Origin of the sequence: Streptomyces sp. NPDC002232 (assembly GCF_042890295.1) — a bacterium.
GTDB lineage: Bacteria > Actinomycetota > Actinomycetes > Streptomycetales > Streptomycetaceae > Streptomyces.
Window position 1 is genome coordinate 410,181 of the sequence record NZ_JBIARV010000007.1, and the last position, 24,781, is coordinate 434,961.

The window sequence follows — 24,781 nt, forward strand, 5'->3', positions numbered from 1 at the left end:
GGACTCTGATCGCACGCTGCTCGTCCTCAGATGGAAGGTTCGAGACGCCGTCCCAGCCGTCCGGGAAGGTGATGTGGAGGACTTGGCCAGGCCAGGCGTGGCTCCAGTCACGTCCCCGACGGGCGACGAGCCAGTCGTGTCAGCCGGTGAAGCCGTGACCACCGTGCCGCATCGCGTGCTGGTCGTAGCCGGTAAGGAGCGCGGTCAGCATGTGGAAGGAGGGCTTGCCGACGTAGGCGCTCGGTCATCTCCGCGAGGGGTCTCATGTGTCTGCCCCCTCGCGATCATCGGTGTCGTCTTCCGGAGCGGGGCGAAGCCTGCGGCGGGCCGCGTCCAGACGTTCGGCGTAGTCCGTCGCAAAGATCCCGGGCAGCGACTTGTCGAGTGTTCCGGCAATACGGTGAAGGGGCGCCCAGACCGCCGCGTCGTCGACAAGACGGCTGAGGTCCGTCATTTGCACCTGCTCCAGCCAGTTCGACAGGACCAGCGCCTCATCCGGGGTGAGCTTGATGATGAACTCCGGATTCTCCACCGCTCGAACATAGTCCGTGGACCGGGTGTTGTCAGAGGCGCCTGGCACAGTGCCGCCGTGGACATCACCCCATTCTGGGCGCTCATCGAAGAGTGCCAGCGGCAGTCGCGGGGACAGGACGAACGGCTTCCGTGGCTGCGTGGCGAATTGTCGCGAAGGTCGCTGGCAGAGGTGTCGTGCAGTTCCAGGTGCGCTTGGACGAGGTGACGCACGAAGCGCTCACGTGGGACCTGTGGGCAGCCGCGGACCGGATCTTCGGCGGCTGGTGTTCGGACGACGGGTTCTGCTATTTCGGCCTGTAGATGGCGAGTCTCGGTCGGGAATCGTTCTCCCAAGCGGTGGTAAACCCCGATGCCCTGGCCGACACTCCGGAGGTCCAGCGCCTGGTGGGCTGTCCGCGGGAGATGTGGGACGACGACTGGCCGGATTGGGAGTCGCTCGACTATGTCGCCATGGATGCGTTCGGGATCCTGACCGACGTCGACGACGAGTGTGGCGAAGCGTTCTACGAGGCCGTCGACGCCGAGCAGAGCGACGAAGAGGGAAGCTCCGGGCCGCTTGGCGAGCGGTGGGACGTGCGCTGCGAGGACGAGGCAGTGCGCAGACTGCCGAGACTGAGCGCGATGTTTCCCCTGCGGTCACTCACTCAGAAGGGCAGCTCGTCGGCTTCGGGGAGTGGGGAGTAACCGCATGCCCATTGCCCGGGGACGGTCGCGTAGATCGCCTCGAGGTCGGCGGCTGTCCTTCCCCGAACGTGCAGCAAGCTGTGGTCACCCTGCCCGTCCAACCGCAGGAGCTTTCCAGGTGCAGAGAACCAGCGCACGGGTGCCTCCTCGACCCCTGTCCACATCGGGTAGTCGGGCAGCTCGGCGTGCGTGAACAGCCGCGGTATCTCATGGATCAGCTCCGCGGGCAGCTCACACGCGTTGTAGAGCCGGTTGTCGCTGAACAGCGTCTCGCTGAGGACAAGTTCGACCCAGGCGAGGGAGATCTGCTCCAGAAAAAGGGGATCCAACCGTCCCGCGACTGCACGAACACCGGCGGATCGTCCTGATTGAGGTCTCGAAGACGAACACCCCAGAAGGCACATCCTTGGTTCTCGCTACGGAAGACCAGCACTCCTCCGAACTCGTCGTGCACGAAGAGCTCGGATGGTGGCAGCAGCGGATCTTGGTTACCCGTGAGATCGTGCCGTGTCGCACCGAGAAGCGAATAGCCCTCGCGCAGCGCCACTGGCAAGCGGAACCCGAGGGCTGCCTCGGCCTGCTCCAACTCCGCTCCTTGAGTGCCGGAGTCGTCACCCAGCGGCGCCGACCAAGCTGCAGCGAAGTCTCGGACGAAGTCCCAGGCCTGCCGTCTGTCGCGTATCCCGCCACGCAGAGCCTGAGCTACGTCCAAAGAGCCGAACATGTTGCTGAACTCGCTTTCCTCGTCGTCGTGATCGCTGTTGTATTGCGTTTCGCACGCAGACCCGGACGTCATTGACCTGGCGGTAGGACGGTGCGCTCCCCGGCGAGGAAGTGCCGGACATCGGATGCGAGGCATGACATCTGCTCGCCGGCCTCCAGCCACGTGGTGACCGAGGTGCTCCAGTCGCCCGCCGCGCTCCGCCAGGGGCGAATGGTCCAGGTCAGGCCGATGTATCCGCCGGAGCGGAAGACGGCCGAGACAGCCAGGTCGCGGTCCATGGTGTGCCAGGTCCGTTCACCATCCCAGCCCCGGTAGCCCGCTGCCAGCTCCTCCAGGAATGTGGTGAGGTCGTTGTCCCAGGTCCAGGCGACCACCTCGTTGACACGGGCGGTCAGACCGGGCGCCCAGGCTTCGACGGCGTAGTGGACGGAGTCCTGGTCGAAGCGGAACCGGTCGCAGAACGTCACGCCTACTGACGAGTTGTCCTGGCAGTGGATGGTCACGCAGGGCTTGCCGTCGATGTCGCCGTCCGGGGATGTCATGCACGGAACGCTAGGTCAGCGCTACCTCGACCGTCATCTGGTTTTGTGCCCGGTGCCGTGCACGCACATGCAGCTGTTCATCGGGTTCCAAGTACACGGCGTCCGGCGGAAGATCGCCGCCACCGCCAACGGAATCCGGACACCTTCATCCGTATCGATGAGGGGGCGATGGCCCCGTTGGCGGGTCCGTCATGCAGTGCGGCATCACGGTCGGCGAGGAGAAGCTGGAGGGCATGGCCAAGCTCTGCCCGGAAGGTACCGCCATCAAGGACTGCACGACCCTTGTCCAGCGGAGGTCGTCGCGTGGCTGCGGGGCGGCGTCGTCCCGGACGGCGGCGGCACCCCTCCCGCCTACCCAGCCGCTACGCCACCGTGAGATACCCGGCGGTCAGCGTCCACTCGAACAGCGTGCCCCGCCGTTCGCGCAGCGAGGCGAGGCGGAGCTCGGTGGGATCGGACGCGCAGGTGCTGAACACGGCCCTGCGTCCTGGGCAGGGCTCGGGCACCTTCAACGTCGCGTCATCGCCGGGCGCGTCCCAGGTCAACTTCTCCCCACCGGTACGGGACCTGATCGACGGCAGGTAGGCGTGCGGCTTCTCGTAGGCATTGCTCTCGTAGTACCGCATCGCGCTATAGATCGATGCCTCGGTCCACGGGGTGGGCGTCTTCATGGACCGGAGGTCCCGGAGGACCTGAGGGACGGGACGGTCCACGACGAAGTACAAGTGGAGCCGCATCTGGCAGTACAGGGCGGGTTGCTTCGGTGCCTTCTGGTCGAGGTGGTTCTTGCCTCCGCCCCGAGTGCATGAGTCGACCACGGTGGTGCGTAGCGCCGGCCCCCACGGGGACGAGCGAACGATCTCCTCGGCCCGCGCCCGCAGTTCGTGCTCGGCGCACGCCCGCTTTCGCCGGACCTCCTCCGAAGCGGCGATCTTCTTGAGGGTGCTCTGACGGGGGCCTCTGGAGCGTGCCCCGACCCCGATCAGGAGCAAGGCGAACAGAAGCGACGCGGCCTCGCCGAATCGCCCGCGTAACCGTGACGTCACGGCCCGAGTCTCCTACGGATGGCACGCGGACCACAGGTCGGAAGCGGAGGGAAAGGGCTGCGGAGCTGTGCAATGCCCGTGCGCGGAGACCGCTGGTGAGGAGATCGCGGGTCGGGAGGTGGGCCTGGTCGCTGCCGTTGACTCTGAGGGGAGGCAGGGGCGAACCCCCTTCAGCCCTCCTGGCCGGTGGCGGCGAGAACGATCTCACGAACGGTGACGTTCGGGGGCTGGCGGTAGGCGTAGAGGATGGCCTCGGCCACCACCTGTGGATCGAGCGCGCCGCCCGCGGACTCCTTCCACGCCTGGTAGTCGCTCTTGATCTCCTCGCTGCTGGTGTGGGAGAGCAGCTCGGTCTCAACGGCGCCCGGTGCGATCGTCACGACCCGCACGCCCGACGCGGCGACTTCCTCCCGCAGGTTCTCCGACAGGGCGTGCACCGCGAACTTCGTCGCGACGTACGCGGCGTGGTTGGGGAAGGTCTTGCGGCCGGCGATCGAGCTGACGTTGATGATCGTGCCGGCCCGCCGGCCCAGCATGCCCGGCAGCACCGCACGCGTGCCGTACAGCACTCCCTTGATGTTGAGGTCGATCATCCGGTCCCACTCCTCGACCGGCTGATCGGCGACACGGCCCAGCAACATGGCCCCGGCGTTGTTGACGATCGCGTCCGCGGGGCCGAACCGCTCCTCCGCCTCGCGCACGGCCTCCTCCACACGGGGGCGGTCGGTGACGTCCACCTTCCGGCACAGGGTCAGCGGCAGGTCCAGGGCCTCCAGGCGCTCCAGCCGTCGGGCCAGGAGCAGGAGCGGGTGTCCCTGAGGGGAGAGGAGGCGAGCGGTGGCAGCACCGATCCCCGAGCTGGCACCGGTGACGACGACCAGAGGCTTGGTCATGAGGAGTTCTCCGAGGTCATAGGAAACCGGGACATTCCTCTTCCAGAACACCACGCCACGAGGCCGCGGGCACCACGAGCGGCCCGCCTCGCCGGGTGCGTCCGAGGCGACCGCTCACCCCCCCCGGTCGGATGCGTCGAACAAGACCCCCTACTCCGCGGGGTGTTGTAGTTTCTGGCCCATGGCCATGAGCAAGACGATCGACAGTCCTGAGTCCCGCTTCACCGCGGTGCTGGTGGGTGCGGCGCGGCTTCCCGGGGTGCGGATCGACCGGGACGCGTACCTCCGGAAGGCGCTGGGGCGCTACTGCTCCGAGGACGAGATCCGCAGGGCGATCGAGGCGAGCCCGGCGGCCGCGGGCATCTCCCTGGAGGTCCTGGACAAGGCGGCCAACGACTCCATCGGCTACGAGACGGCCAAGGCCAGCGCCCTCTCCGCGGCCGCCGGAATACCCGGTCTGCTCCTCCTTCCCGCCACCATGCCCGCCGACGTGGCGCAGTACTTCGGCCACATGCTGCGCATCGTGCAGAAGCTCGCCTACCTCTACAGCTGGCCCGATCTGTTCGCCGGTGACGCCGACGACCTCGACGACGCGACCAAGGGAATGCTCACGCTCTTCATCGGCGTGATGTTCGGTACCCAGTCGGCGAACACCGCCGTGGGGAAGATCGCCGGGATGATGTCGAAGCAGGCCGCCAGGAAGCTGCCCCAGAAGGCGCTCACGCAGGGCGTCGTCTACCCCCTCGTGAAGAAGGTCGCGGGCTACCTCGGCGTCCAGATGACGAAGCAGACCTTCGCGAAGACCGTCTCCAAGGCGATCCCCGTCGTCGGCGCCGTGGTCTCCGGCGGGCTCACGCTGGCCACCTACCTCCCCATGGCCAAGCGGCTCAAGAAGCACCTCGCCAGCCTGGAGCTGACGAAGCCGACGCTCCGGGCCGAGAGCGGGGGAGCCACTGATGTCGCTGATGTCCCCGAGCCCGTCACGGCGGAGCTCGTCGACTAGGGCGGTGCCGTGGTCGGCGGGTGCGGGCCGGGTGGCCGGCTCGGCGGCGACGTGGTGTGCGGCACAGCCGGAGGCCGGGGACGGTGATCGCGCGAGCGGCGTTCGGCCGCGCGGCGCAAGGGGTCGATGGCCCTCGGGGGCGGTCGGGGTGGCCCCGTAGCGCCGCGAGGACGTGACCGACGTCCTACTCCGGGGGTGCGGCCGTGGCGCAAGGTGGTCGGCATGACCTCCGCCACCCACGCCCGCCTCCTCGCCCGCGCCCGGACGGGCGGTCCCCGCGAGGACGGCCCCAAGATCCTGGAGCACGTCCTCGGCTGGACCCTCGTCGTGCTGCTCGCCGTCCTCGTCACCCGGGCGGGCCTCATGTGAGGTGAGACCCGGGCCGCCGCGTGATCCGGCGGTACGGAACGGGCATACTCCCCCCGATCGCCGCGCCCCGCGCGCGCCCGGCAGGGAGGAGCGTCCGGTCATGGCCGACAGCACCGCGGACGGCGTGGAGCGCCGGCTGCCCACCGACGAGGCCCGTGAGCTGCTCTCCCTCGTGCGGGACATCGCCCGCCGGGAGATCGCCCCGCATGCCGCGGAGGAGGAGGCCGCCGGCCGCTTCCCTCGCGAGCTCTTCGCACTGCTCTCCCGCTCCGGGCTGCTCGGACTGCCGTACGACCCCGAGTACGGCGGGGGCGGCCAGCCCTACGAGGTCTACCTCCAGGTCCTGGAGGAGCTCGCCGCCGCCCGGCTCACCGTCGGGCTCGGGGCGAGCGTCCACACCCTGTCCTGCCACGCGCTCGCGGGCTACGGCACCGATGCCCAGCGGGCCGCGCACCTGCCCGCGATGCTGGGCGGCGGGCTCCTCGGCGCGTACTGCCTCTCCGAACCCTCCGCCGGATCGGACGCGGCGGCCCTGCGGACCCGCGCCGTCCGGGACACGGAGGGAGAGGCGGCGGGGGACTGGGTGATCGACGGGACCAAGGCCTGGATCACCCACGGCGGCATCGCGGACTTCTGCACGGTCATGGCCCGCACCGGCGGCGCGGGCGCGCGCGGCATCACGGCCTTCCTGGTGCCGGGGGACGCGCCGGGGCTGAGCGCCGCGCCCCCCGAGCACAAGATGGGCATGAAGGGCTCGCCCACCGCGCAGCTCCACTTCGACGGGGTGCGGGTCGCCGACGACCGCCGTCTCGGCGCCGAGGGGCAGGGCTTCGCGATCGCGCTCGACGCCCTGGACTCGGGGCGGCTCGGCATCGCCGCCTGCGCCGTGGGTCTGGCCCAGGCGGCTCTGGACGAGGCCGTCGGGTACGCGCGGGAGCGCCGCCAGTTCGGCCGGCCGATCGCCGACTTCCAGGGGCTCCGCTTCCTGCTGGCGGACATGGCGACCCAGGTCGAGGCCGGCCGGGCGCTGTACCTGGAGGCGGCGCGGCTCCGGGACGAGGGCCGGCCCTTCGGGCGGTGCGCCGCGATGGCGAAGCTCTTCTGCACGGACGCCGCCATGCGGGTCACGACGGACGCGGTGCAGGTGCTGGGCGGCTACGGCTACACGGCGGACTTCCCCGTGGAGCGGTACCTGCGGGAGGCGAAGATGCTCCAGATCGTCGAGGGGACCAATCAGATCCAGCGCGTGGTCATCGCCCGTCACCTGGTCGGACCAGAGTCCCGCTGACCCGCACGGTGCGGTCCACCCAGACCGGTCCCGCCGCCAGCCGCGTCCACTCCTGGTCACGGCGGCCGGGCAGGGTGCGCCCCTGGCTGGCCCAGAGCGAGAGCACGTCCCGGTAGATGGGCGGGTCGGCGGGGACAGGAGGCCTCATGTGCGGCTGCCCGTGACCCTGCCCGTGACCCTGCACCTGCGTCGGTACGGGGACCGGGACGGGCACGGGGGGCCTCATGTGCCCGTGCCCGTACCCCTGGACCTGCCCCTGCATCTGGGTCGGTACCGGGACCGGCACCGGTACCGGAGCGGGAGCCGGGACGGGCGCCGGCGCCGAGACCGGGACGGGAGTCGGGGCGGGGAGCGGGTGGGGAGCCGGTCGAGGGGCGGGGGCGGGCAGGGGAGCGGGGGCGGTGACGGCCGCCGGGGCGGGTGCGGGTGCCGCCACCGGTGCCGGCGTCATCACGGTCGGCGTCGCCTGCGGAACCGATTCTTCACCGCGCGGTCCGGCCTGCCGGTGCCGACCGTAACCGCTGGGAGTGGTGTACAGCGTCGTCATGCCCGACCAACGCCCTCCGGGCCGCCCGGGTCACCGCCGAGCGGATTCGAGCGGCAGTTCGCCCAGTACCCGCTGCACGACTCTGGCCCCCCGGACAAGAACTGACGTACCGTCAGATCCCGCTTGCCGATCAGGAGGTCAGCCGTGGACGACGACCGGCCCGTCGCGCTCGACGAATACCCCGTGCACCAGGCACCGCTCTCGATGAAGCACCACGTCAGCGGCGACCGCAACGCCTACGACCGGTGCATCTTCCACGTCTTCGACCACAGCGGGCGCGCCCTGCTCATCGCCGGCCTCGGGGTCTACCCCAACGCCGGGGTCATCGACGCCTACGCCACCCTGCGCACCGGCGACCGGTTGCATGCCGTCCGTGCCTCCGACGCCCTCGGCGACGACCGGACGGACCTCTCCGTCGGCCCGCTGACCATCACCGTCGACGAACCCCTCAAGCGGCTCTCGCTGCACTGCGCGGCCGACCCCGAGGACCCCGACGGGCTCTCCTTCGCCCTCACCTGGACCGGCGACTTCCCCACCGTCTGGGAGCCCCACCACACCCAGCGCCACGGCGGCCGGCTCACCCTCGAAGGCCGCCGCTTCGTCCAGGCGGGGCACTGCGAGGGCACCATCAGGGCCGGCGGCGAGGAGTTCACCGTCACGGCGGGGGAGTGGACCGGCACCCGCGACCGGAGCTGGGGCGTCCGCCCGATCCCCGGCGAGGAACCCGGACGCGCCGCCGAGTTCCGCCCCGAGGGCTTCCACTGGCTCTGGATCCCGATGCGCTTCGACGACCGCTTCCTCATGGTCATCGCGCAGGAGGACGCCGACGGCTACCGCACCCTCAACGAGGCTCTTCTCGTACGCGACGGCCGGCGCGACGCCCAGCTCGGCTGGCCCCGCACCGAGATCGCGTACCGCCCCGGCACCCGCCATCCCGAGCGGGCCACGATCCACCTCACCGACCCGGCGGGCAAGCCCCTGGAGATCGGCGTCGAGATCCTCGCCTCCTCCCCGCTCGCCGTTGGCGCCGGCTACCCGCCCGCCACCGACTGGCAGCACGGCACCTGGCAGGGCCGGGGCTGGACCGACCGCCGCGTCTACGACCTCTCCGACCCCGCCGCCCACCCCATGGCGGCCTACGGCGTCACCGACCACGCCGCCCGCTTCACCCTCGACGGCCGCACCGGCCACGGCATCTTCGAGCACGGCTCCTTCGGCCGCCACGACCCCAGCGGCTTCGCCGACCACACGTCCACCGCCCTCTGAGGAGCGCCCCTTGGCCACCGCCCCGCGCCCGCGCACCACCACCCGTGAGCCCGAGGAGCTCGGTCGGCGGCTCACCGCCTGGCTGGACCGGCACCTGCCCGGAGCCACGGTCGACGGCGTCGCCGTCCCCGGCTCCAACGGCATGTCGAGCGAGACCCTGCTCTTCGACATCGACCACCCGGACGCCCCCGTGCGCGGCTGCGCCCTGCGGCTCGCCGCCGACCCCGCCGCGTACACCGTCTTCCCCGTCTACGACATGGCCCGCCAGCACCGGGTGATGCGGCTCGTGGGCGAGCACACCGACGTGCCCGTGCCCCGGGTGCTCTGGCTCGAGGAGGACCCCGAACCGCTCGGCGCCCCGTTCTTCGTGATGGCCCGCGCCGAGGGCCGCGTCCCGCCGGACGTCATGCCCTACACGTACGAGGGGAACTGGCTGCACGCCGCCACCGACGCCGAGCGCGCCGTCCTGGAGGCCGAGTCCGTCTCCGTCCTCGCGAGACTGCACGACCAGTTCCCCGCGGAGGAGGCCGAGTTCCTGCTGCCCGAGGGTGCCGGGAGCCCGCTGCGCCGTCACGTCGACGCCCAACGCGCCTACTACGCCTGGGTGGTGGACGGGATCGCGCCCTCGCCGCTCATCGAGTCGGGCTTCGCCTGGCTGGAGGAGCACTGGCCGGTCGACGAGGGCCCCGCCGTGCTCGCCTGGGGCGACGCCCGCATCGGAAACATCGTCTACGACGGATTCACGCCCGCCGCCGTCCTCGACTGGGAGATGGCGGCGCACGCCCCCCGCGAGGTCGACCTCGGCTGGGCGGTCTACCTGCACCGCTTCTTCCAGGACCTGACCGTCGGCTTCGGCCAGCCCGGACTCCCCGGCTTCCTGCGCCGTGACGCGGTCGAACGGCGGTACGCGGAGCTGACCGGCCACACCCCGCGCGACATGGAGTTCCACACGCTCTACGCGGCGCTGCGGCACGCGATCGTGATGCTGAGGATCGCGTACCGCCAGGCCCACTTCGGCGAGGTCGAGGTGCCCGGTGACCCGGACGGCCTGATCCTGCACCACGCCACGCTCGCGGCGATGGTGCGGGGAAGCTACTGGTAGCGGGACGGCCTCAGGCCGCGCGCCGCATCTGCGGCACCCGGATCGGACGCGAGCCCGGACCGCCGACGTGCGAGAAGGGCTGCGTGCGCCAGTCGAGTCCCTGGGGGAGCGTCAGGAGCAGCGCGGTGTCCTGCTCCTGGACGCCCAGGACGTCCTCGTCGGCGGGGCGGGCCGCGGCGGCGGCGAGGCCCGTGCCCGGGCAGACCGTGAGGACGAAGGGGTTCCACGGCGTCGGGCAGAGCGCGTGCTCCGGCAGCGCGTCCTCGTCCGCGAGCAGCGCGATCGGCTGCACGCACTCCGGGCAGATGACCCGGAACATCTCAAAGGTGTCGTACGCGTCGAGCTCGTCGGACGTGTCGACCGAATCAACAGGCTCCTGCATTGGGAACTCCCCCTCGGCTGGGTCGGCCGGATCTGTGCGGCCTCGACCACAGCAAGCACTTCCCATACGGACCTCCGCATAACCGTGAGGCACTCTCCAAGGCTCGGTGCGAACTTGTGGCGTTCGTCACATGCCTGTCGCAGGTGCCCCGTGACCGCCCATAGCGGCCCATACGGGCCGCCCCCGGCTGTGCCCCGATCCGTCCGGGGTCATAGGGTCACCGCATGGAGGAGCTGGATCGTCAGATCGTGGAGTTGCTCGTCAGGGACGGGCGGATGAGCTACACCGACCTGGGCAAGGCCACGGGCCTGTCCACGTCGGCGGTGCATCAGCGCGTCCGCCGCCTGGAGCAGCGAGGTGTCATCCGCGGCTACGCCGCCGTCGTCGACCCGGAGGCCGTCGGGCTCCCCCTCACCGCGTTCATCTCGGTCAAACCCTTCGACCCCAGCTCCCCCGACGACACCCCCGACCGGCTCGCCGACATCCCCGAGATCGAGGCCTGCCACAGCGTCGCGGGTGACGAGAACTACATCCTGAAGGTCCGCGTCGCGACCCCGCTGGAGCTGGAGCACCTGCTGAGCCGCATCCGCTCCCAGGCCGGCGTCTCCAGCCGCACGACCGTCGTCCTGTCCACGCCCTACGAGGCCAGGCCGCCGCGCATCTGACGTCCCCTGCGCGCGCTCCGGCCCCGGAGCCGTCGCGCCGGGACGTCCGCCCGGCACGCCGGGCGGCCCGACGGGGGGACCTGCCGGACAAACCGGGTCCCGGCAGGTCCTAGCCTGGTGCCATGAGTGAGCCCATGCCGCCCGCGTCTCCCGCCGACCACCGCACCGTGCTGCTGCGCGGTGGAGAGGTCCACAGCCCCGCCGACCCCTTCGCCACCGCCATGGTGGTGGAGCGCGGTCACGTGGCCTGGGTGGGCTCGGAGGGGGCGGCCGACGCCTTCGCGTCCGGCGTGGACGAGGTGGTCGACCTGGAGGGCGCGCTCGTCACCCCGGCGTTCGTCGACGCCCACGTGCACACCACCGCCACCGGGTTCGCGCTCACCGGTCTCGACCTGTCCTCCGCCGCCTCGCTCGCCGAGGCCGCCGAGCTGGTCCGGGCCCATGCCACCGCCCGCCCCGAGGACCGCATCCTCATCGGCCACGGCTGGGACGCCTCCCGCTGGCCCGAGCGCCGCCCGCTCACCCGCGAGGAGCTCGACGGGCTCACCGGCGGCCGCCCGCTCTACCTGACCCGGATCGACGTCCACTCGGCCGTCGTCACGACCGCCCTGCTCGACCTCGTGCCCGGCGTCCGCGGCCTGGACGGCTTCCACGAGGGCCGGCAGCCCCTCACCGGGGACGCCCACCACGCCGTGCGCGCGGCCGCCTTCGGGGCCGTGTCGCCGCGTCAGCGGACCGAGGCGCAGCGTGCCGCCCGCGCCCACGCGGCCTCCCTCGGCATCGGGACGCTGCACGAGTGCGGCGGGCCGCGGATCTCCTCGGAGGAGGACTTCACCGGTCTCCTGGACCTCGCGCGCGAAGAGGCCGGACCCCGGGTCGTCGGCTACTGGGCCGACCTCGACGTCGAGCGGGCGCGGGCCCTGGGCGCCCTCGGCGCGGCCGGCGACCTCTTCGCCGACGGCTCCCTCGGCTCCCACACGGCCTGCCTCCACGACCCGTACGCCGACCGGGCCGGGCACAGCGGTTCCGCCCACCTGGACGCCGCCACCATCGCCCTGCACGTCGTGGCCTGCACCGAGGCGGGCCTCCAGGCCGGTTTCCACGCCATCGGGGACGCCGCCGTGTCCGCCGTCGTGGAGGGCGTCCGGGCCGCCGCGGAGAAGCTCGGCCTGGCCCGGATCCGGGCCGCCCGGCACCGGGTCGAGCACGTCGAGATGCTGACGCCCGAGATGATCGCCGCCTTCGCCGAGCTGGGGCTCACCGCCTCCGTCCAGCCCGCCTTCGACGCCCTCTGGGGTGGTGAGGAGGGCATGTACGCCGACCGGCTCGGCGTCGAGCGCGCCCGCACCCTCAATCCGTACGCGGCCCTCCTGCGGGCCGGTGTGCCGCTGGCCTTCGGCTCCGACAGCCCGGTCACCCCGCTCGACCCCTGGGGCACCGTCCGGGCCGCCGCCTTCCACCGGACCCCCGAGCACCGGATCTCCGCCCGCGCCGCCTTCACCGCCCACACCCGGGGCGGCTGGCGGGCCGTCGGCAGGGACGACGCGGGCACGCTGGTCCCCGGCGCCCCCGCCGACTACGCGGTCTGGCGCACCGAGGAGCTCGTCGTTCAGGCGCCCGACGACCGGGTCGCCCGCTGGTCCACCGATCCCCGTTCCGGAACGCCCGGTCTGCCCGATCTGTCGCCCGGTGCCGCACTCCCCGCCTGCCTGCGCACGGTGGTGTACGGACAGACGGTGTTCGTACGGCCGAACGAGTGATGTAGGGACATTTCGCACCCCGCCCCACCGCCCCGCACGCTTGTCCCCGACCTGCGGATCTTCCCCTCCGGCCTGGCCTTTTGCAGAATACGCGCAGGTCAAGCGGGTGTTGACAGTCGCCCGTCAGGGGCGGGTAGGTTCACGGCGTCCACCACAGGACGTCCGACCGGACCGCACCCCCACGCGGTGACCGAACGCCGCCCGCGCCTCGGTCGCGAGGGAAGGTTTCTCCGGCGGTAGGTGCGACCCGGGTGGGGCCCGGACGTTCAGTAGACAACGGCTCTCGGTCGACCCGCAGCCAGCGGATCCCAGGTCGGACCGAAGGACGCCGGGCCCCGCACCGCACGTCCGCCCCGTGGAGGGCGCCCCGGGCGCCCCGCGCCACCCCTCCCGCCCGACCCGCCGCGCCGGAGCACTCCGGAGACCTCGCTATGGTGGGGTCCTGCGTATGTATCCGAAGGGGCAGTAGTGAACGACGGTGGCCAGAGGCGTTACGGCCCGCTCGGCAAGGCCTTGGTGATCATTCCGACCTACAACGAGGCGGAGAACATCAAGCCGATCGTCGCGCGGGTGCGGGAGGCCGTGCCGGAGGCGCACGTTCTCGTCGCCGACGACAACAGCCCTGACGGCACGGGCAAGTTCGCGGACGAGATCGCGTCCGAGGACGATCATGTGCACGTCCTGCACCGCAAGGGCAAGGAGGGGCTCGGCGCCGCCTACCTCGCCGGCTTCCGGTGGGGCATCGAGCAGGGCTACGGCGTCCTCGTCGAGATGGACGCCGACGGCTCCCACCAGCCCGAGGAGCTCCCGCGCCTGCTCACCGCCCTCAAGGGCGCGGACCTGGTCCTCGGCTCCCGCTGGGTGCCGGGCGGCCGGATCGTGAACTGGCCGAAGTCCCGCGAGTTCATCTCCCGCGGCGGCAGCCTCTACTCCCGCATGATGCTCGACGTGCCGATCCGCGACGTCACCGGCGGCTACCGGGCCTTCCGCAAGGAGACCCTGGAGGGCCTGGGCCTGGAGGACGTGGCCTCGGCCGGATACTGCTTCCAGGTCGACCTGGCCCGCCGCGCGGTCGCGGCCGGCTTCCACGTCGTCGAGGTCCCGATCACCTTCGTGGAGCGCGAGATCGGCGACTCGAAGATGAGCCGCAACATCGTCGTCGAGGCGCTGTGGCGGGTCACCGGCTGGGGCGTGACGGCGCGGGCGGAGAAGGTCGGCAGGATGCTCGGCCGCAAGTCCTCCTGACCGCAGGGCCCCTCACGGCCCCGCCGGGCCCGGTCGCGCCCCGCGCACCGGGCCCTTCGTGCTGATCCTTCCTTTACGACGTTCCGGCGGGGCGCCAGGCACACTGGGGACCATGACGACCGGCGCACCGCCTCCCCTCGCCCCCAAGCGCTCACGCGCGCGCACGTTCCTCCCCCTCGGCATCGCCGTCTGGCTGGTCCTGGAGATCTGGCTGCTCACGGTGGTGGCGAACGCGGCGGGCGGGCTGACCGTCCTCGCCCTCCTCATCGGCGGCGCCGTGCTCGGCGCCACCGTCGTCAAGCGGGCCGGCCGCCGTGCCTTCCGCAACCTCGGCTCGACCTTCCAGCAGGCCCAGGCGGCCGCCCAGGGCGGCGTGGCGCCGTCGCCCGCCGACCGGGCCGGCGCGGACGACCGCAACGGCTTCCTGATGCTCGGCGGGCTGCTCCTGATCATCCCGGGCCTGATCTCCGACGCGGCCGGTCTGCTGCTGCTCGTCCCGCAGGTCCGCTCGTTCCTCGGGCGGTACGCGGAGAAGGCCGTGGAGCGCCGCATGAGCGCCGCGCCTCCCGGCAGCCTCCAGGACGCCTTCCAGCAGGCCCGTATGCACCGGCCGGACGGGAAGGTGGTCCCGGGCGAGGTGATCCGCGAGGAGGCGCCCCAGGGCCCGCGCAGGGCCGACGAGCCCCGCCCGCCCCTGATGCCCTGACCCCGTGACTGTGCCCCCGCTCCCGGAATCCCGGGGAGCGGGGGCACAGTCACGCCGGGGCACAGTCGTGCGGGGCACAGCCATGCGGGGGAGCCGGTTCCGCGCACGGGAACGCCGCGGGGCCCGGTACACGGTGTGTGTACCGGGCCCCGCGGCGTCGTGCTGTCGCGGCCGGACCGCTAGGCGGACTTGCGGCTGTCGCGCGGATGCACGGCGATGTTCATGGCGCCGGAGCGCAGGACGGCCAGCCTCTCGGCGAGGACCTCCTCCAGCTCCTCGCGTGTGCGGCGCTCCATGAGCATGTCCCAGTGCGTACGCGCAGGCTTGCCCTTCTTCTCCTCAGGTCCGTCCCCGTCCACCAGGAGAGCCTGGATTCCGCAGACCTTGCATTCCCACTCCGGCGGAATTTCCGCTTCCACCGAGAAGGGCATCTCAAAACGATGGCCCTTCTCGCATGCGTACTCCACGGCCTGGCGCGGGGCCAGATCGATGCCGCGGTCGGTCTCGTAGCTCGTCACCACGAGGCGCGTGCCGCGAAGAGCTCGCTCACTCATGAATCGTGCCTCCCGGGCTTGTCGCCCACAGGACAGGTGTCGCTGTCGTCGTTATCCGGTCAACGTCCGGTCGGCGGTAAAGATTCCCGTGCCGGGTCATGCGTCGCCCGTCGTGCCGCCCCTTGTTGTACCCACCAGTGCCCGTTTTGTCACATCTGACGGCAGATGTGACCCGGTGTCTTCACCAAAGCAGCACGCAGTAACGGTCCGCCTGGCAGGCCAAACGCGTACACTACCGCCCTTTCACCGCCACGTCTAAATACGGTCGGGTATCGGGTTCCCCGCGGCCTCCACGGCACGCCTGATCGGCACCCGGGCGAGCAGTGCGAAGCCGACGGCGAAAAAGATCACCAGGGAGATGATGGCATCCCGGTAGCTCCCGGTCACCTGATACGCGAGACCGAACACGAGCGGACCCAGCCAGCTGAGCCCCCGGTCGCTCATCTCGTAGGCCGAGAAGTACTCCGCCTCCTTGCCGCGCGGCACCAGATGCGAGAACAGCGAGCGGGACAGGGCCTGGCTGCCGCCCAGCACCAGACCGATCGCGGCCGCCAGGCAGTAGAAGAACACCGGCGATCCGGCCGGCAGGAAGTAGCCGGCCGCCAGGATCAGCGTCCAGACGGCGAGGGATCCCAGAATCGTCCGCTTGGCGCCGTGCGTCCGGGCGAGTCGCCCCATCCCCAGGGCCCCGGCCACCGCCAGCACCTGGACCAGGAGCACCGCCGTGATGAGCGTCGTCTGGTCGAGGCCCAGCTCCTCGGAGCCGTAGATCGAGGCCTGCGAGATCACCGTCTGCACGCCGTCGTTGTAGATCAGGTACGCGAGGAGGAAGGACAGCGTCAGCGGGTGACGGCGCATGTCCTTCAGCGTCGCCCTCAGCTGGCCCCAGCCGCTGCCCACCGCCCCCTCGCCGGCCCGCCCGGCCTCCTCGCGGGGCGTCCGCCGGTCCCGCAGCCGCCGCAGCGGCACGAGCGTGAAGGCGCCCCACCACACCCCGGCCGAGGCCAGGCAGACCCGGACCGCCTCGCCCTCGGTGAGCCCGAAGGAGTCGTGGCCCGAGTAGAGGACCAGGTTCAGCACGAGGACGAGCGCGCCCGACGTGTAGCCGAAGGCCCAGCCGCGCGAGGACACCGTGTCCCGCTCGTCGGGCTCCGCGATCTGCGGCAGATAGGCGTTGTAGAGCACCATCGAGACCGACAGCGAGGCGTTCGCCACGATCAGCAGGAAGGCGCCGAGCAGATAGCGGTCGCCGTCCAGGAAGAACATCGCCGTCGTCGCCGCCGCGCCCACGTACGCCGCCGCCGCGAGCAGCGGCTTCTTCCGGCCGCTCCGGTCCGCCGCGGCGCCCACCAGGGGCATCGCCAGGACCGCGACCACGATCGAGGCGGACACGGCGTACGCGAAGAGCGAGCCGGCCCGCACCGGGATCCCCAGCGGGTGCACGAAGCCCTCGGCGTCGGCCGCGGCCCGCGCCACCGAGGTCAGGTACGGCCCCAGGAACACGGTCAGCACGCTCGTCGAGTACACGGAGCACGCGAAGTCGTAGAAGTACCAGCCGCGCTGCTCGCGGCGCCGCTCGGCCGGGCCGGCGGCGTACTCCTCCGGCTCGGTGGTGTCTGCGGTCACGGCCGCGCCCCCTCGTTCGTCCCCGTGGTCCTCGTGGCCGCCCCCGGGGGGCGGGACGTGCCGGCTCAGACCCACGCGCCCCGCTCGGTCAGGACCGAGCGCAGCGTCTCCAGATGATCGGTCATGATGCCATCGACCCCCAGGTCGAGGAGAGAGTGCATCCGGGCCGGCTCGTTCACGGTCCAGACGTGGACCTGGAGCCCGCGCGCGTGCGCCTCCCGCACGAACCGGCGGTCCACCACCGGGACCCCCGCCTGGCGCTCCGGGACCTGCGCCGCGACGGCCCCGGCCCGCAGCGCCGCCGGGATCCCCCAGGAGCGCAGCCGCAGCCCGAGCACTCCGCTCACGCCGTAGGAGGTGGCCAGGCGCGGACCGGCCAGCCGCTGCGCCCGGGCCACCCGGGACTCGGTGAAGGAGCCCACGCAGACCCGGTCCCAGGCGCCCGTCGCGCGGATCAGGTCGATCAGCGGGCCGAGGGCCGACTCGGCCTTGAGGTCCACGTTCCAGCGCGCCTCGGGGAACTCCTCCAGGAGGTCCGCGAACAGCGGCAGCGGCTCCTTCCCCGCCACCCGTGCCTCCCGCACCGCGGCCCACGGCAGGTCGCGGATCCGGCCCGAGACGTCCGTCACCCGGTCGAGGGTCGCGTCGTGGAACGCGACGAGCACCCCGTCGGACGTGGTGTGCACGTCGGTCTCGAAGTAGCGGTAGCCCGCCGCGGTCGCGCGGCGGAAGGCCTCGGCGGTGTTCTCCAGGCCGTTCGCCGTGCCGCCGCGATGGGCGAACGCGAGGGGGGAGGGGTGGTCCAGGTAGGGGTGGCGTACGCGAGTCACGGCCGCAGTATGGCGCCTTCCGGTGTCCCGGGGGCGACCGAGGAGGGGACGTAGTCCGGCCCGGGGGTGAGCGCCGGGCCGCCGGAGTCCGGCCCCGGGGCGGGCGGGGCGCCCGCCGCGCGGCGCTCCGGGACCTCGAAGAGGCGCAGGAAGAACTGGGCCAGCGGCCCGATCGCCAGCGCGTACAGGACCGTGCCGACGCCGACCGAGCCGCCCAGCAGGAAGCCGGTGGCGACCACCACGACCTCGATGGCCGTGCGCACCAGCCGGACGGACCGCCCGGTGAGCCGGTGCAGACCGGTCATCAGGCCGTCGCGCGGGCCGGGCCCGAACCGCGCCGCGATGTACAGGCCGGTCGCCGCCCCGTTGAGGACGACGCCGAGCACGAGCAGCGACACCCGCCAGGCCGGCCCGTCGACGTCCGGGACCAGCGCCAGGGTGCCGTCCATCGCCAGGCCGATCGCGAACACGTTGGAGACCGTGCCGAGCCCCGGCCGCTGCCGGAGCGGGAGCCACAGGAGCAGCACCACCGCGCCGACGACGATCGACACCACGCCGATGGTCAGCCCGGTCCTCCCGGCGAGACCCTGGTGGAGGACGCCCCAGGGCTCCAGGCCGAGCCCGCTGCGCACGAGCAGCGCCGAGCTGACCCCGTACAGCGTCAGGCCGGCGTACAGCTGGACCAGCCGACGGGTGAGGTGCCGGCCGCGGAGGCCGGAAGCGATGGACAAGGGAGCCCCCAAGGTGGTGGTAGTGGACTGACTCATGACACTCTGTGGCGGGAGATCGCGTGCCAACCATGGCCAATCCGAGGAAGGTGGACTGATTTCCATGGCCCAGTGGACTTCAGCGGTGGGGCCTGCCCAGCTCGCCCGGCAGCTCCAGGCGCAGCAGCCCCGGCCCGCCGGCCCCGGTGCCCGCAAGCCCCCCGCCTACCGCGCCCTGGCCGACGGGATCCGGCTGCTCGTCCTGGAGGGCCGCGTCCCGGTGGCCGCCCGCCTGCCCGCCGAGCGGGAGCTCGCCCTGGCGCTCACCGTCAGCCGCACCACCGTCGCCGCGGCCTACGAGGCGCTGCGCGCCGAGGGCTTCCTGGAGTCCCGGCGCGGCGCCGGGAGCTGGACCGCGGTCCCGGCCGGCAACCCGCTGCCCGCGCGCGGCCTCGAACCGCTGCCGCCCGAGTCCCTCGGCTCCATGATCGACCTCGGCTGCGCGGCGCTGCCCGCGCCCGAGCCCTGGCTCACCCGGGGCGTGCAGGGTGCCCTGGAGGAGCTGCCGCCCTACGCGCACACGCACGGCGACTACCCGGCCGGGCTGCCCGCGCTGCGGCAGATGCTCGCCGACCGGTACACCGCGCGCGGGATCCCCACGATGCCCGAACAGATCATGGTCACGACCGGCGCCATGGGCGCGATCGACGCCATCTGCCACCTCTTCGCCGGGCGCGGCGAGAGGATCGCCGTCGAGTCGCCCTCGTACGCCAACATCCTCCAGCTGATGCGCTCCGCCGGCGCCCGGCTCGTGCCCGTCGCCATGGCCGAGGGGCTCGGCAGCTGGGACCTCGGCCGCTGGCGCCAGGTCCTGCGGGACGCGGCGCCCCGCCTGGCGTACGTCGTCGCCGACTTCCACAATCCGACCGGCGCGCTGGCGGACGAGGACCAGCGGCGGCAGCTCGTCGAGGCGGCCCGCTCGGCGGGCACGGTCCTCGTCGTCGACGAGACCATGGCCGAGCTGCACCTGGACGACGACGTGGAGATGCCGAGGCCGGTCTGTGCCTTCGACCCGGCCGGCGCCACCGTCCTCACGGTCGGCTCGGCCAGCAAGGCCTTCTGGGCGGGCATGCGCATCGGCTGGGTGCGCGCCGCGCCCGACGTCATCCGGTCCCTGGTGGCCGCGCGCGCGTACGCCGATCTCGGCACGCCCGTCCTGGAGCAGCTCGGCGTGAACTGGCTCATGCGGACGGGTGGCTGGGAGGAGGCCGTGAGCCTCCGCCGCGAGCAGGCCAGGGAGAACCGGGACGCGCTGGTCGCCGCCGTCCGCCGGGAGCTGCCGGAGTGGGAGTTCGCGGTGCCGCGCGGCGGGCTGACGCTCTGGGTCCGCACCGGCGGCCTGTCGGGCTCCCGGCTGGCGGAGGCGGGGGAGCGGGTGGGCGTCCGCGTCCCCTCCGGGCCCCGCTTCGGCGTCGACGGCGCCTTCGAGGGCTTCGTCCGGCTGCCGTTCACCGTCGGCGGACCGGTCGCCGACGAGGCGGCCTCCCGGCTGGCCGCCGCGGCCCGCCTGGTCGAGTCCGGCGCGGGCAGCGGCGGGGCCGAACCGCCGAGGTCGTTCGTGGCCTGACGGGTCCGCCCGCAGACGTACGGAGGGTCCCCACGCGCGCGCGTGGGGACCCTCCGTACGTCTGCGGGCCGCGCTCAGCCCTCCGCCGCGACCGGGGTGTGGAACGGGGCCGGGGCGGGGTCCGCCTCCGCCCGGGGCGCCGGGGCCGGCTCGGGCGACGCCGCGGGGACCGTCTCCACCGTGGCCGTCGGGAGCGAGACCGTGTCCGTGGCGATGCGGGCTTCCGCGTCGGGGCTCTTCTCCAGGACGACGGGCGGGGCCGTGGGCGCGGGCGGGGCGGCCACCGCCCGGCGCTCCGGGAGCAGCTCCAGGACCGCGCGGCGGTGCGCCTCGCTCGTCGCGTCGTCGTACGGGTCGGGCGTCGCCGGCACCTGGAGGCGCAGGACCGGACCGGTGCCCAGGCGCGCGTAGCCCCGGCCCGCCGGGACCTCGGGCGTCGGAGTGGTGTGCGGCCGGGCGCCGAGCACGCCCGCGATCTGCTCCGGGGCGGCGGGGCCCAGGACGATCCGGGCCCGGGTGTGGGTCCGTACCGCCTCGCTCAGGGTGTCCGCGCTGTCGAACTGCTCGACCACCACCACGGTCACCTGCGCCGCGCGGCCGTGCCGCAGCGGCACCTGGAGCAGCTCCTGCGGGTCGGGGCGCCCGTCGGCCGCGGCCAGGTCGCCGAGGACGCCGGGCCGGTCGAGCAGGATCCACAGCGGGTGGCGGGTGTCCTCGGGCGCGGGCTGCCCGGCCTGCCGGGCCCGGTTGGCGGCGATCAGGCGCCGCTCCGTCTCGTGCGCGGCCCACTCCAGGGTGGCGAGGGCGCCGGGGAGGCCGCACTCGACCGCGAGGACGCCGTCCCGGCCGGTCAGGCAGGCGTACTCGCCGGTCCCGCCGCCGTCGACGATCACCACGTCGCCGTGGGGGAGGGCCTGGAGGGCGATCGAGCGGAGCAGGGAGGTGGTGCCGCTGCCGGGCTGCCCGAGGGCGAGCAGGTGCGGCTCGGTGGAGCGGGGGCCGGTGCGCCAGACGACGGCCGGCGCGTCCTCGGTCCCGTCCTCCGAGACGACGGGCACGGTCCGCTGGACGGCCTCGGGGTCGGTGAAGCCGAGGACGGTCTCGCCCGGCACCGTGACGAAGCGCTGGGCCGCGATCGTCGTGGGCAGTGCGGGCAGCACGCTCAGGTCGAGCCGGTTGCCCTCCTCGTCCCAGTCGAAGCGGTACTCGCGGCCGCGCCCCGACTTGGCGTGCAGGAGCTGCTCGATGCGGGCGCGGGCGGCGGGCTCGCCGTCGGTGAAGTACGGGGGGTACGCGATCCGCAGCCGGGTGAGACGCCCGTCCGCGTCGAAGGCGTGCTCCCCGAAGGCGCCGCTCCAGTCGCCGCCGTGGGCGAAGAGCGGCGCGGGGTCGTCGGGGACGGAGAAGTACGGCACGAGCGCCTCGTACAGGCCCTTGAGCCGGGCGATCTCGGCGTCGTCGGGCCCGGTCTTCACGACCGGGCGCACCCGTCCCTTCCAGGCGGCGGCGCCCATGAGCACGACGAGCGCGAGCAGCGGCCCGTACGGCATGAGGGCGACGACCAGGACGCAGGCCGCGACCAGGAGCAGCGTGGGACCACGCCGTTCCTTGGGGGTCGCGGCCCACCTGGCGCGCGCGGACGCGGCCAGCTTCCGCAGACCACGGGAGACCGTGATCAGTGGATGGAGCACGTCGGTGGCGCTGTCGGCGGCCGTGCGCGCGATCTCTCGACTGCGAGCGATCTGTGCGCTGCCGCTGCTCAGAATGCGGGGGAGTGGTCGCCGGGCCACGAAGTACTCCTGAATCGGTGGAAGGGACGGAAGGGCGTCAGAACTTGATCCCGCCCAGGAGACCGGCGAGGCTCTGGCCACCCGCCGTGATGCTCGGGGCGATGGCGGTGCCCGCGAGGTAGAAGCCGAACAGCGCGCTGACGAGGGCGTGCGAGGCCTTCATCCCGTCCTTCTTGAAGAACAGGAAGCAGATGATGCCGAGCAGGACCACGCCTGAGATGGACAGGATCATTGGTTGTTCTCCTGGTTGAGGGGACAGTCACCATGAGTCCTTCCAGGTTCACAGCAAGTATCTATGTGACTAAAGGTGCATTAGAGTGAAAAACGGCTGATTTCACTTGACCGGCGGACGTCGGGCGCCTCTCCGGCTGGCGAAACGCCCGTCGTGCGCTAGGGAGTGTCGCGTCGGCCGGACCGGACCGGGGGGAGCGGCGTCGGACGCCGCGAGCCCGGCCCGATCGGCAGGACGCCCCCAGGGGCGCGACGACGTGATCTTTGCCTCGGCCGGGCGCGGTCATGTCGCCCGGCGGGCAGTACCCTGTCGATTCACTCGTACGGCCGCGCTTGCCGTGCACGCGACGACACAGCAGGAGAGGCGGTCCCACCCGATGAGCGAGACTCCGGACCCCGAGGTCATCGAGCTGGCGTCCAAGGTCTTCGACCTGGCGCGCACGGGTGACGCCGAGGCCCTCGCCGCCTACGTCGACGCCGGCGTCCCCGCGAACCTCACCAACGACCGCGGCGACACCCTCGTCATGCTCGCCGCCTACCACGGCCACGCCGCCGCGGTCACCGCCCTCCTGGCGCGCGGCGCCGAGGCCGACCGCCCCAACGACCGCGGCCAGACCCCGCTCGCCGGTGCCGTCTTCAAGGGCGAGGACGCCGTCGTCCACGCCCTCCTCGCCGGCGGCGCGAATCCGGAAGCCGGGACTCCGTCCGCGCTCGACACGGCCCGCATGTTCGGCAAGACCGAACTCCTGGAGCTCTTCGGAACCAGGTGAACGGCGACTGAACCCCAGGTGGGAACAGCGTCGTAAATGTGGTCGCGGTGGCGAAATGGGTGGGTCATCATGACGTCGGGCCCGGCAAAACGGGCCACCGACGAGAGGCTGAGGAAGATGGTCACTGGCAGGCGAACGACGACGACGAAGACGGACGGCCCCGAGTGTTGCCGCACGGCCTAGGCGTACGGGCGATCAACCGCCCGACCGGATTGCCCCCGGTATCCCCCGGTCGTGTCGACAGCTGATGTGAGGCGTCTTCCCATGTTCGATCCAGTCATAGCGCCGAGCGGCACCCTGCTCGGCCTGCTGCAGCGGGGCCGCGGCGACGGCACCCTGCACGCGCTCGCCGCGCCACGCGCCGAGGCCCTCGCGGCCCTCAACCACTGCGTTCTCGACGACCCCCGCCACGACTGGCAGGTCGAGAACCGCTCCCTCTACTACGCCCGTCTCTACCTGGACCTCCACGGAGGCCTCGAAGGGATCGAGGCGCACCTCTTCGGTGCCGAGGACCACCTCGACACCGAGGAGAACCGGACCGGGCTCGCGCTCGCCGTCCTCGGGCACCTCGCCTCCTACGGACGCCAGGACGCCCTGCTGCTGCTCCGGCGGTACGCGGCGACCGGCGCCAACTGGGCCTGGGCCCTCGACGAGCTGGCCCTCCGCGACGACGACGCCGGGCTCCGCGCGCTCGCCCTGCCCGTACTGGCCCGCTTCCCGGCCGACGCCGAGGGCGAGGCCGAGCTGGCCGTCGTCGTGCGCGACGCCTTCGAGCCCCGCCCGTGGCGGCTGTGGGCCGACGACCCGCGCGAGGCCGTCGGCGCCCGCGTCAGGGCCGCCCGGGAGCAGGGCTCCTTCGACCGCTGGCAGCGCCAGATGCGCCCCGCCGGGCCCCGCCCCGGCTGGAGCGTCAAGGCCGTCCTCGACTGGGCGCAGGAGGGGTACGAGCGCGGCGCCGTGCTCCACGGCCCGGCCGCCCGCTGCCTGACCGCCGTCGCCGGGCCCGAGGACCGTCCCGAGCTGCTCGCCGCCGCCCGGCACGGCGGAGCGGGAGCCCGCGGCGCCGTCCTGCACCACCTCGCCGAGTCACGGGACCCTGCCGTGCTCGACCTCGTCGAGGCCGCCGCGGACGGCGACTCCCGCGAGGTCGCCGACGCCGCCGTCGCCGCCTACCGGCGGATGTGCGGCGACGACGCCGTCGCCCGCGCCCGCGCGTGGGTGCGGCGCCCCGACGCCCTCGGAACGGCCGCCGCCGAGGTCCTCGCCTGCCGGGGCACCGCCCAGGACGCCGGCCTCGTCCTCGGCGTCCTGCGCGACACCGTGCGCGCCGCAGGCCCCGACGCCCCCGAGCTCGGATGCCTCGTCGACGGCGCCGAACGCCTCGGCATCACCTGCGCGGCCCCGGTGCTGCGCCACGTCTACCGCGAGACGACCTCCTCGCAGCTGCGCGGCCGCGTCGCCCGCGCCCTCGCGGTCACCGACACCACCTTCGCGACCGGCTTCGCCGTCGAATGCCTCTGGGACTGCGAGGAGACCACCCGCGAGGTCGCCGCCCAGCACGCCGAGACCGGTGACGTCCGCGTCGCCGAACGATTGCGCCGCCTCGCCGCGGACCCGGCCGAAGAGGTCGAGGTCCAGACGGCGGTGCGCAACCGGATAGGGCCGGACCTCCAGGTCTGACCCCGGCTCCGGTGCGGCGACAGATCCGGCCACCCCTCCCGGCCCGACCTCGCGCACCCGAGCCACCCGCCACCCGGCCTCCGGGGCGGCGCGGCCTGCGGCGGAATCCCCGCCGACGTGGCCCCGCCCCGGGGGCCGGTGTGCTGTCCGGCGGCCGAGCTCCCGGGGGGCCGGTGTGCCGTCCGGCGGCCGGGACCCGAGGACGGTGTG

The 24,781-nt window shown here is 72.7% G+C and carries 24 protein-coding genes and 1 pseudogene; 13 read left to right on the forward strand and 12 right to left on the reverse strand.

Annotated elements, in window-relative coordinates; translation table 11 throughout:
* Nucleotides 1-262: 262 nt before the first annotated feature.
* On the reverse strand, nucleotides 263-532 hold the full coding sequence (locus ACFYXU_RS33580) for a hypothetical protein (RefSeq protein ID WP_389461388.1): 270 nt from the start codon (nucleotides 530-532) through the stop codon (nucleotides 263-265).
* A gap of 203 nt (nucleotides 533-735) precedes the next feature.
* On the opposite strand from ACFYXU_RS33580, the pseudogene ACFYXU_RS33585 reads away from it, so the two are divergent.
* A pseudogene (locus ACFYXU_RS33585) lies at nucleotides 736-1,218 on the forward strand (DUF4240 domain-containing protein).
* Here the strand turns inward: ACFYXU_RS33585 and ACFYXU_RS33590 are convergent.
* From ACFYXU_RS33590 to ACFYXU_RS33605, 4 genes are all read right to left on the reverse strand, one after another.
* A complete protein-coding gene (locus tag ACFYXU_RS33590; protein ID WP_389461390.1) occupies nucleotides 1,179-1,547 on the reverse strand; it encodes a hypothetical protein in 369 nt (122 codons plus the stop codon). The pseudogene ACFYXU_RS33585 and the gene ACFYXU_RS33590 overlap by 40 nt on opposite strands.
* 463 nt (nucleotides 1,548-2,010) lie before the next feature.
* On the reverse strand, nucleotides 2,011-2,484 hold the full coding sequence (locus ACFYXU_RS33595) for a DUF6228 family protein (protein WP_389461392.1): 474 nt from the start codon (nucleotides 2,482-2,484) through the stop codon (nucleotides 2,011-2,013).
* 362 nt (nucleotides 2,485-2,846) lie between these two features.
* Nucleotides 2,847-3,155, reverse strand: a complete 309-nt coding sequence (locus ACFYXU_RS33600; protein WP_389461394.1) for a hypothetical protein — start codon at nucleotides 3,153-3,155, stop codon at nucleotides 2,847-2,849.
* Between the two features lie 545 nt (nucleotides 3,156-3,700).
* Nucleotides 3,701-4,423 (reverse strand): SDR family oxidoreductase, encoded by a 723-nt coding sequence (locus ACFYXU_RS33605; RefSeq protein ID WP_389461396.1) that lies wholly within the window; start codon nucleotides 4,421-4,423, stop codon nucleotides 3,701-3,703.
* A gap of 181 nt (nucleotides 4,424-4,604) precedes the next feature.
* Here ACFYXU_RS33605 and ACFYXU_RS33610 point away from each other — a divergent pair, with 181 nt between their 5' ends.
* The 5 genes from ACFYXU_RS33610 (at nucleotide 4,605) to ACFYXU_RS33630 (ending at nucleotide 9,998) form a co-directional block, all read left to right on the forward strand.
* Nucleotides 4,605-5,426 carry a hypothetical protein gene (locus ACFYXU_RS33610; protein WP_389408721.1) on the forward strand — a complete coding sequence of 274 codons (822 nt, stop codon included), beginning with the start codon at nucleotides 4,605-4,607 and terminating at the stop codon, nucleotides 5,424-5,426.
* A gap of 222 nt (nucleotides 5,427-5,648) precedes the next feature.
* Complete coding sequence (locus ACFYXU_RS33615) at nucleotides 5,649-5,795, forward strand: SCO1431 family membrane protein (protein WP_361405266.1); 147 nt, start codon at nucleotides 5,649-5,651, stop codon at nucleotides 5,793-5,795.
* A 100-nt stretch (nucleotides 5,796-5,895) separates the two neighbouring features.
* Entirely contained in the window at nucleotides 5,896-7,083 is a 1,188-nt protein-coding gene (locus tag ACFYXU_RS33620; RefSeq protein ID WP_389461399.1) for an acyl-CoA dehydrogenase family protein, read from the forward strand.
* A gap of 751 nt (nucleotides 7,084-7,834) precedes the next feature.
* Nucleotides 7,835-8,896 (forward strand): hypothetical protein, encoded by a 1,062-nt coding sequence (locus ACFYXU_RS33625; RefSeq protein ID WP_376514259.1) that lies wholly within the window; start codon nucleotides 7,835-7,837, stop codon nucleotides 8,894-8,896.
* A 10-nt stretch (nucleotides 8,897-8,906) separates the two neighbouring features.
* Nucleotides 8,907-9,998 (forward strand): phosphotransferase family protein, encoded by a 1,092-nt coding sequence (locus tag ACFYXU_RS33630; RefSeq protein WP_389461401.1) that lies wholly within the window; start codon nucleotides 8,907-8,909, stop codon nucleotides 9,996-9,998.
* Nucleotides 9,999-10,008: 10 nt separating this feature from the next.
* Here the strand turns inward: ACFYXU_RS33630 and ACFYXU_RS33635 are convergent, their stop codons facing one another.
* Nucleotides 10,009-10,380 carry a hypothetical protein gene (locus ACFYXU_RS33635; RefSeq protein ID WP_329854594.1) on the reverse strand — a complete coding sequence of 124 codons (372 nt, stop codon included), beginning with the start codon at nucleotides 10,378-10,380 and terminating at the stop codon, nucleotides 10,009-10,011.
* A 224-nt stretch (nucleotides 10,381-10,604) separates the two neighbouring features.
* On the opposite strand from ACFYXU_RS33635, the gene ACFYXU_RS33640 reads away from it, so the two are divergent.
* The 4 genes from ACFYXU_RS33640 (at nucleotide 10,605) to fxsA (ending at nucleotide 14,756) form a co-directional block, all read left to right on the forward strand.
* A complete protein-coding gene (locus ACFYXU_RS33640) occupies nucleotides 10,605-11,045 on the forward strand; it encodes an Lrp/AsnC family transcriptional regulator (RefSeq protein ID WP_329854593.1) in 441 nt (146 codons plus the stop codon).
* Nucleotides 11,046-11,179: 134 nt separating this feature from the next.
* Nucleotides 11,180-12,805 (forward strand): amidohydrolase, encoded by a 1,626-nt coding sequence (locus tag ACFYXU_RS33645; RefSeq protein WP_376514257.1) that lies wholly within the window; start codon nucleotides 11,180-11,182, stop codon nucleotides 12,803-12,805.
* A gap of 468 nt (nucleotides 12,806-13,273) precedes the next feature.
* Nucleotides 13,274-14,050: a polyprenol monophosphomannose synthase gene (locus ACFYXU_RS33650; protein ID WP_329854591.1), complete on the forward strand. Its 777-nt coding sequence runs from the start codon at nucleotides 13,274-13,276 to the stop codon at nucleotides 14,048-14,050.
* A 112-nt stretch (nucleotides 14,051-14,162) separates the two neighbouring features.
* Entirely contained in the window at nucleotides 14,163-14,756 is a 594-nt protein-coding gene (gene fxsA / locus ACFYXU_RS33655) for an FxsA family membrane protein (protein ID WP_376514216.1), read from the forward strand.
* A gap of 179 nt (nucleotides 14,757-14,935) precedes the next feature.
* Here the strand turns inward: fxsA and ACFYXU_RS33660 are convergent, their stop codons facing one another.
* The 4 genes from ACFYXU_RS33660 to ACFYXU_RS33675 form a co-directional block, all read right to left on the reverse strand.
* Complete coding sequence (locus tag ACFYXU_RS33660) at nucleotides 14,936-15,310, reverse strand: RNA polymerase-binding protein RbpA (RefSeq protein ID WP_015032218.1); 375 nt, start codon at nucleotides 15,308-15,310, stop codon at nucleotides 14,936-14,938.
* A 255-nt stretch (nucleotides 15,311-15,565) separates the two neighbouring features.
* A complete protein-coding gene (locus ACFYXU_RS33665; RefSeq protein ID WP_329854589.1) occupies nucleotides 15,566-16,936 on the reverse strand; it encodes an MFS transporter in 1,371 nt (456 codons plus the stop codon).
* A 65-nt stretch (nucleotides 16,937-17,001) separates the two neighbouring features.
* Complete coding sequence (locus ACFYXU_RS33670; protein ID WP_376517671.1) at nucleotides 17,002-17,766, reverse strand: glycerophosphodiester phosphodiesterase; 765 nt, start codon at nucleotides 17,764-17,766, stop codon at nucleotides 17,002-17,004.
* Entirely contained in the window at nucleotides 17,763-18,497 is a 735-nt protein-coding gene (locus tag ACFYXU_RS33675) for a YitT family protein (protein WP_376517669.1), read from the reverse strand. Before ACFYXU_RS33675 ends, ACFYXU_RS33670 begins: the two co-directional genes overlap by 4 nt.
* A 100-nt stretch (nucleotides 18,498-18,597) precedes the next feature.
* On the opposite strand from ACFYXU_RS33675, the gene ACFYXU_RS33680 reads away from it, so the two are divergent.
* Nucleotides 18,598-20,100 (forward strand): PLP-dependent aminotransferase family protein, encoded by a 1,503-nt coding sequence (locus ACFYXU_RS33680; RefSeq protein ID WP_329854586.1) that lies wholly within the window; start codon nucleotides 18,598-18,600, stop codon nucleotides 20,098-20,100.
* Nucleotides 20,101-20,174: 74 nt separating this feature from the next.
* On the opposite strand, the gene ACFYXU_RS33685 is transcribed toward ACFYXU_RS33680, so the two are convergent.
* Nucleotides 20,175-21,890 carry a hypothetical protein gene (locus tag ACFYXU_RS33685; protein WP_389461406.1) on the reverse strand — a complete coding sequence of 572 codons (1,716 nt, stop codon included), beginning with the start codon at nucleotides 21,888-21,890 and terminating at the stop codon, nucleotides 20,175-20,177.
* 37 nt (nucleotides 21,891-21,927) lie between these two features.
* Nucleotides 21,928-22,122 (reverse strand): hypothetical protein, encoded by a 195-nt coding sequence (locus tag ACFYXU_RS33690; RefSeq protein WP_015032212.1) that lies wholly within the window; start codon nucleotides 22,120-22,122, stop codon nucleotides 21,928-21,930.
* Nucleotides 22,123-22,498: 376 nt separating this feature from the next.
* Here ACFYXU_RS33690 and ACFYXU_RS33695 point away from each other — a divergent pair, with 376 nt between their 5' ends.
* Both ACFYXU_RS33695 and ACFYXU_RS33700 read left to right on the forward strand, forming a co-directional pair.
* On the forward strand, nucleotides 22,499-22,891 hold the full coding sequence (locus ACFYXU_RS33695) for an ankyrin repeat domain-containing protein (RefSeq protein WP_329854582.1): 393 nt from the start codon (nucleotides 22,499-22,501) through the stop codon (nucleotides 22,889-22,891).
* Between the two features lie 264 nt (nucleotides 22,892-23,155).
* Nucleotides 23,156-24,571 carry a HEAT repeat domain-containing protein gene (locus tag ACFYXU_RS33700; RefSeq protein WP_361405299.1) on the forward strand — a complete coding sequence of 472 codons (1,416 nt, stop codon included), beginning with the start codon at nucleotides 23,156-23,158 and terminating at the stop codon, nucleotides 24,569-24,571.
* Nucleotides 24,572-24,781: the final 210 nt, after the last annotated feature.

Coding starts and splice junctions, on each gene's coding strand:
- ACFYXU_RS33605 (WP_389461396.1), bottom strand. CDS start 4,423: ATGACCAAGCCTCTGGTCGTCGTCACCGGTGCCAGCTCGGGGATCGGT.
- ACFYXU_RS33645 (WP_376514257.1), top strand. CDS start 11,180: ATGCCGCCCGCGTCTCCCGCCGACCACCGCACCGTGCTGCTGCGCGGT.
- ACFYXU_RS33680 (WP_329854586.1), top strand. CDS start 18,598: ATGGCCCAGTGGACTTCAGCGGTGGGGCCTGCCCAGCTCGCCCGGCAG.
- ACFYXU_RS33690 (WP_015032212.1), bottom strand. CDS start 22,122: ATGATCCTGTCCATCTCAGGCGTGGTCCTGCTCGGCATCATCTGCTTC.
- ACFYXU_RS33695 (WP_329854582.1), top strand. CDS start 22,499: ATGAGCGAGACTCCGGACCCCGAGGTCATCGAGCTGGCGTCCAAGGTC.
- ACFYXU_RS33595 (WP_389461392.1), bottom strand. CDS start 2,484: ATGACATCCCCGGACGGCGACATCGACGGCAAGCCCTGCGTGACCATC.
- ACFYXU_RS33635 (WP_329854594.1), bottom strand. CDS start 10,380: ATGCAGGAGCCTGTTGATTCGGTCGACACGTCCGACGAGCTCGACGCG.
- ACFYXU_RS33600 (WP_389461394.1), bottom strand. CDS start 3,155: ATGAAGACGCCCACCCCGTGGACCGAGGCATCGATCTATAGCGCGATG.
- ACFYXU_RS33620 (WP_389461399.1), top strand. CDS start 5,896: ATGGCCGACAGCACCGCGGACGGCGTGGAGCGCCGGCTGCCCACCGAC.
- ACFYXU_RS33660 (WP_015032218.1), bottom strand. CDS start 15,310: ATGAGTGAGCGAGCTCTTCGCGGCACGCGCCTCGTGGTGACGAGCTAC.
- ACFYXU_RS33615 (WP_361405266.1), top strand. CDS start 5,649: ATGACCTCCGCCACCCACGCCCGCCTCCTCGCCCGCGCCCGGACGGGC.
- ACFYXU_RS33640 (WP_329854593.1), top strand. CDS start 10,605: ATGGAGGAGCTGGATCGTCAGATCGTGGAGTTGCTCGTCAGGGACGGG.
- fxsA (WP_376514216.1), top strand. CDS start 14,163: ATGACGACCGGCGCACCGCCTCCCCTCGCCCCCAAGCGCTCACGCGCG.
- ACFYXU_RS33625 (WP_376514259.1), top strand. CDS start 7,835: ATGAAGCACCACGTCAGCGGCGACCGCAACGCCTACGACCGGTGCATC.
- ACFYXU_RS33700 (WP_361405299.1), top strand. CDS start 23,156: ATGTTCGATCCAGTCATAGCGCCGAGCGGCACCCTGCTCGGCCTGCTG.
- ACFYXU_RS33610 (WP_389408721.1), top strand. CDS start 4,605: ATGGCCATGAGCAAGACGATCGACAGTCCTGAGTCCCGCTTCACCGCG.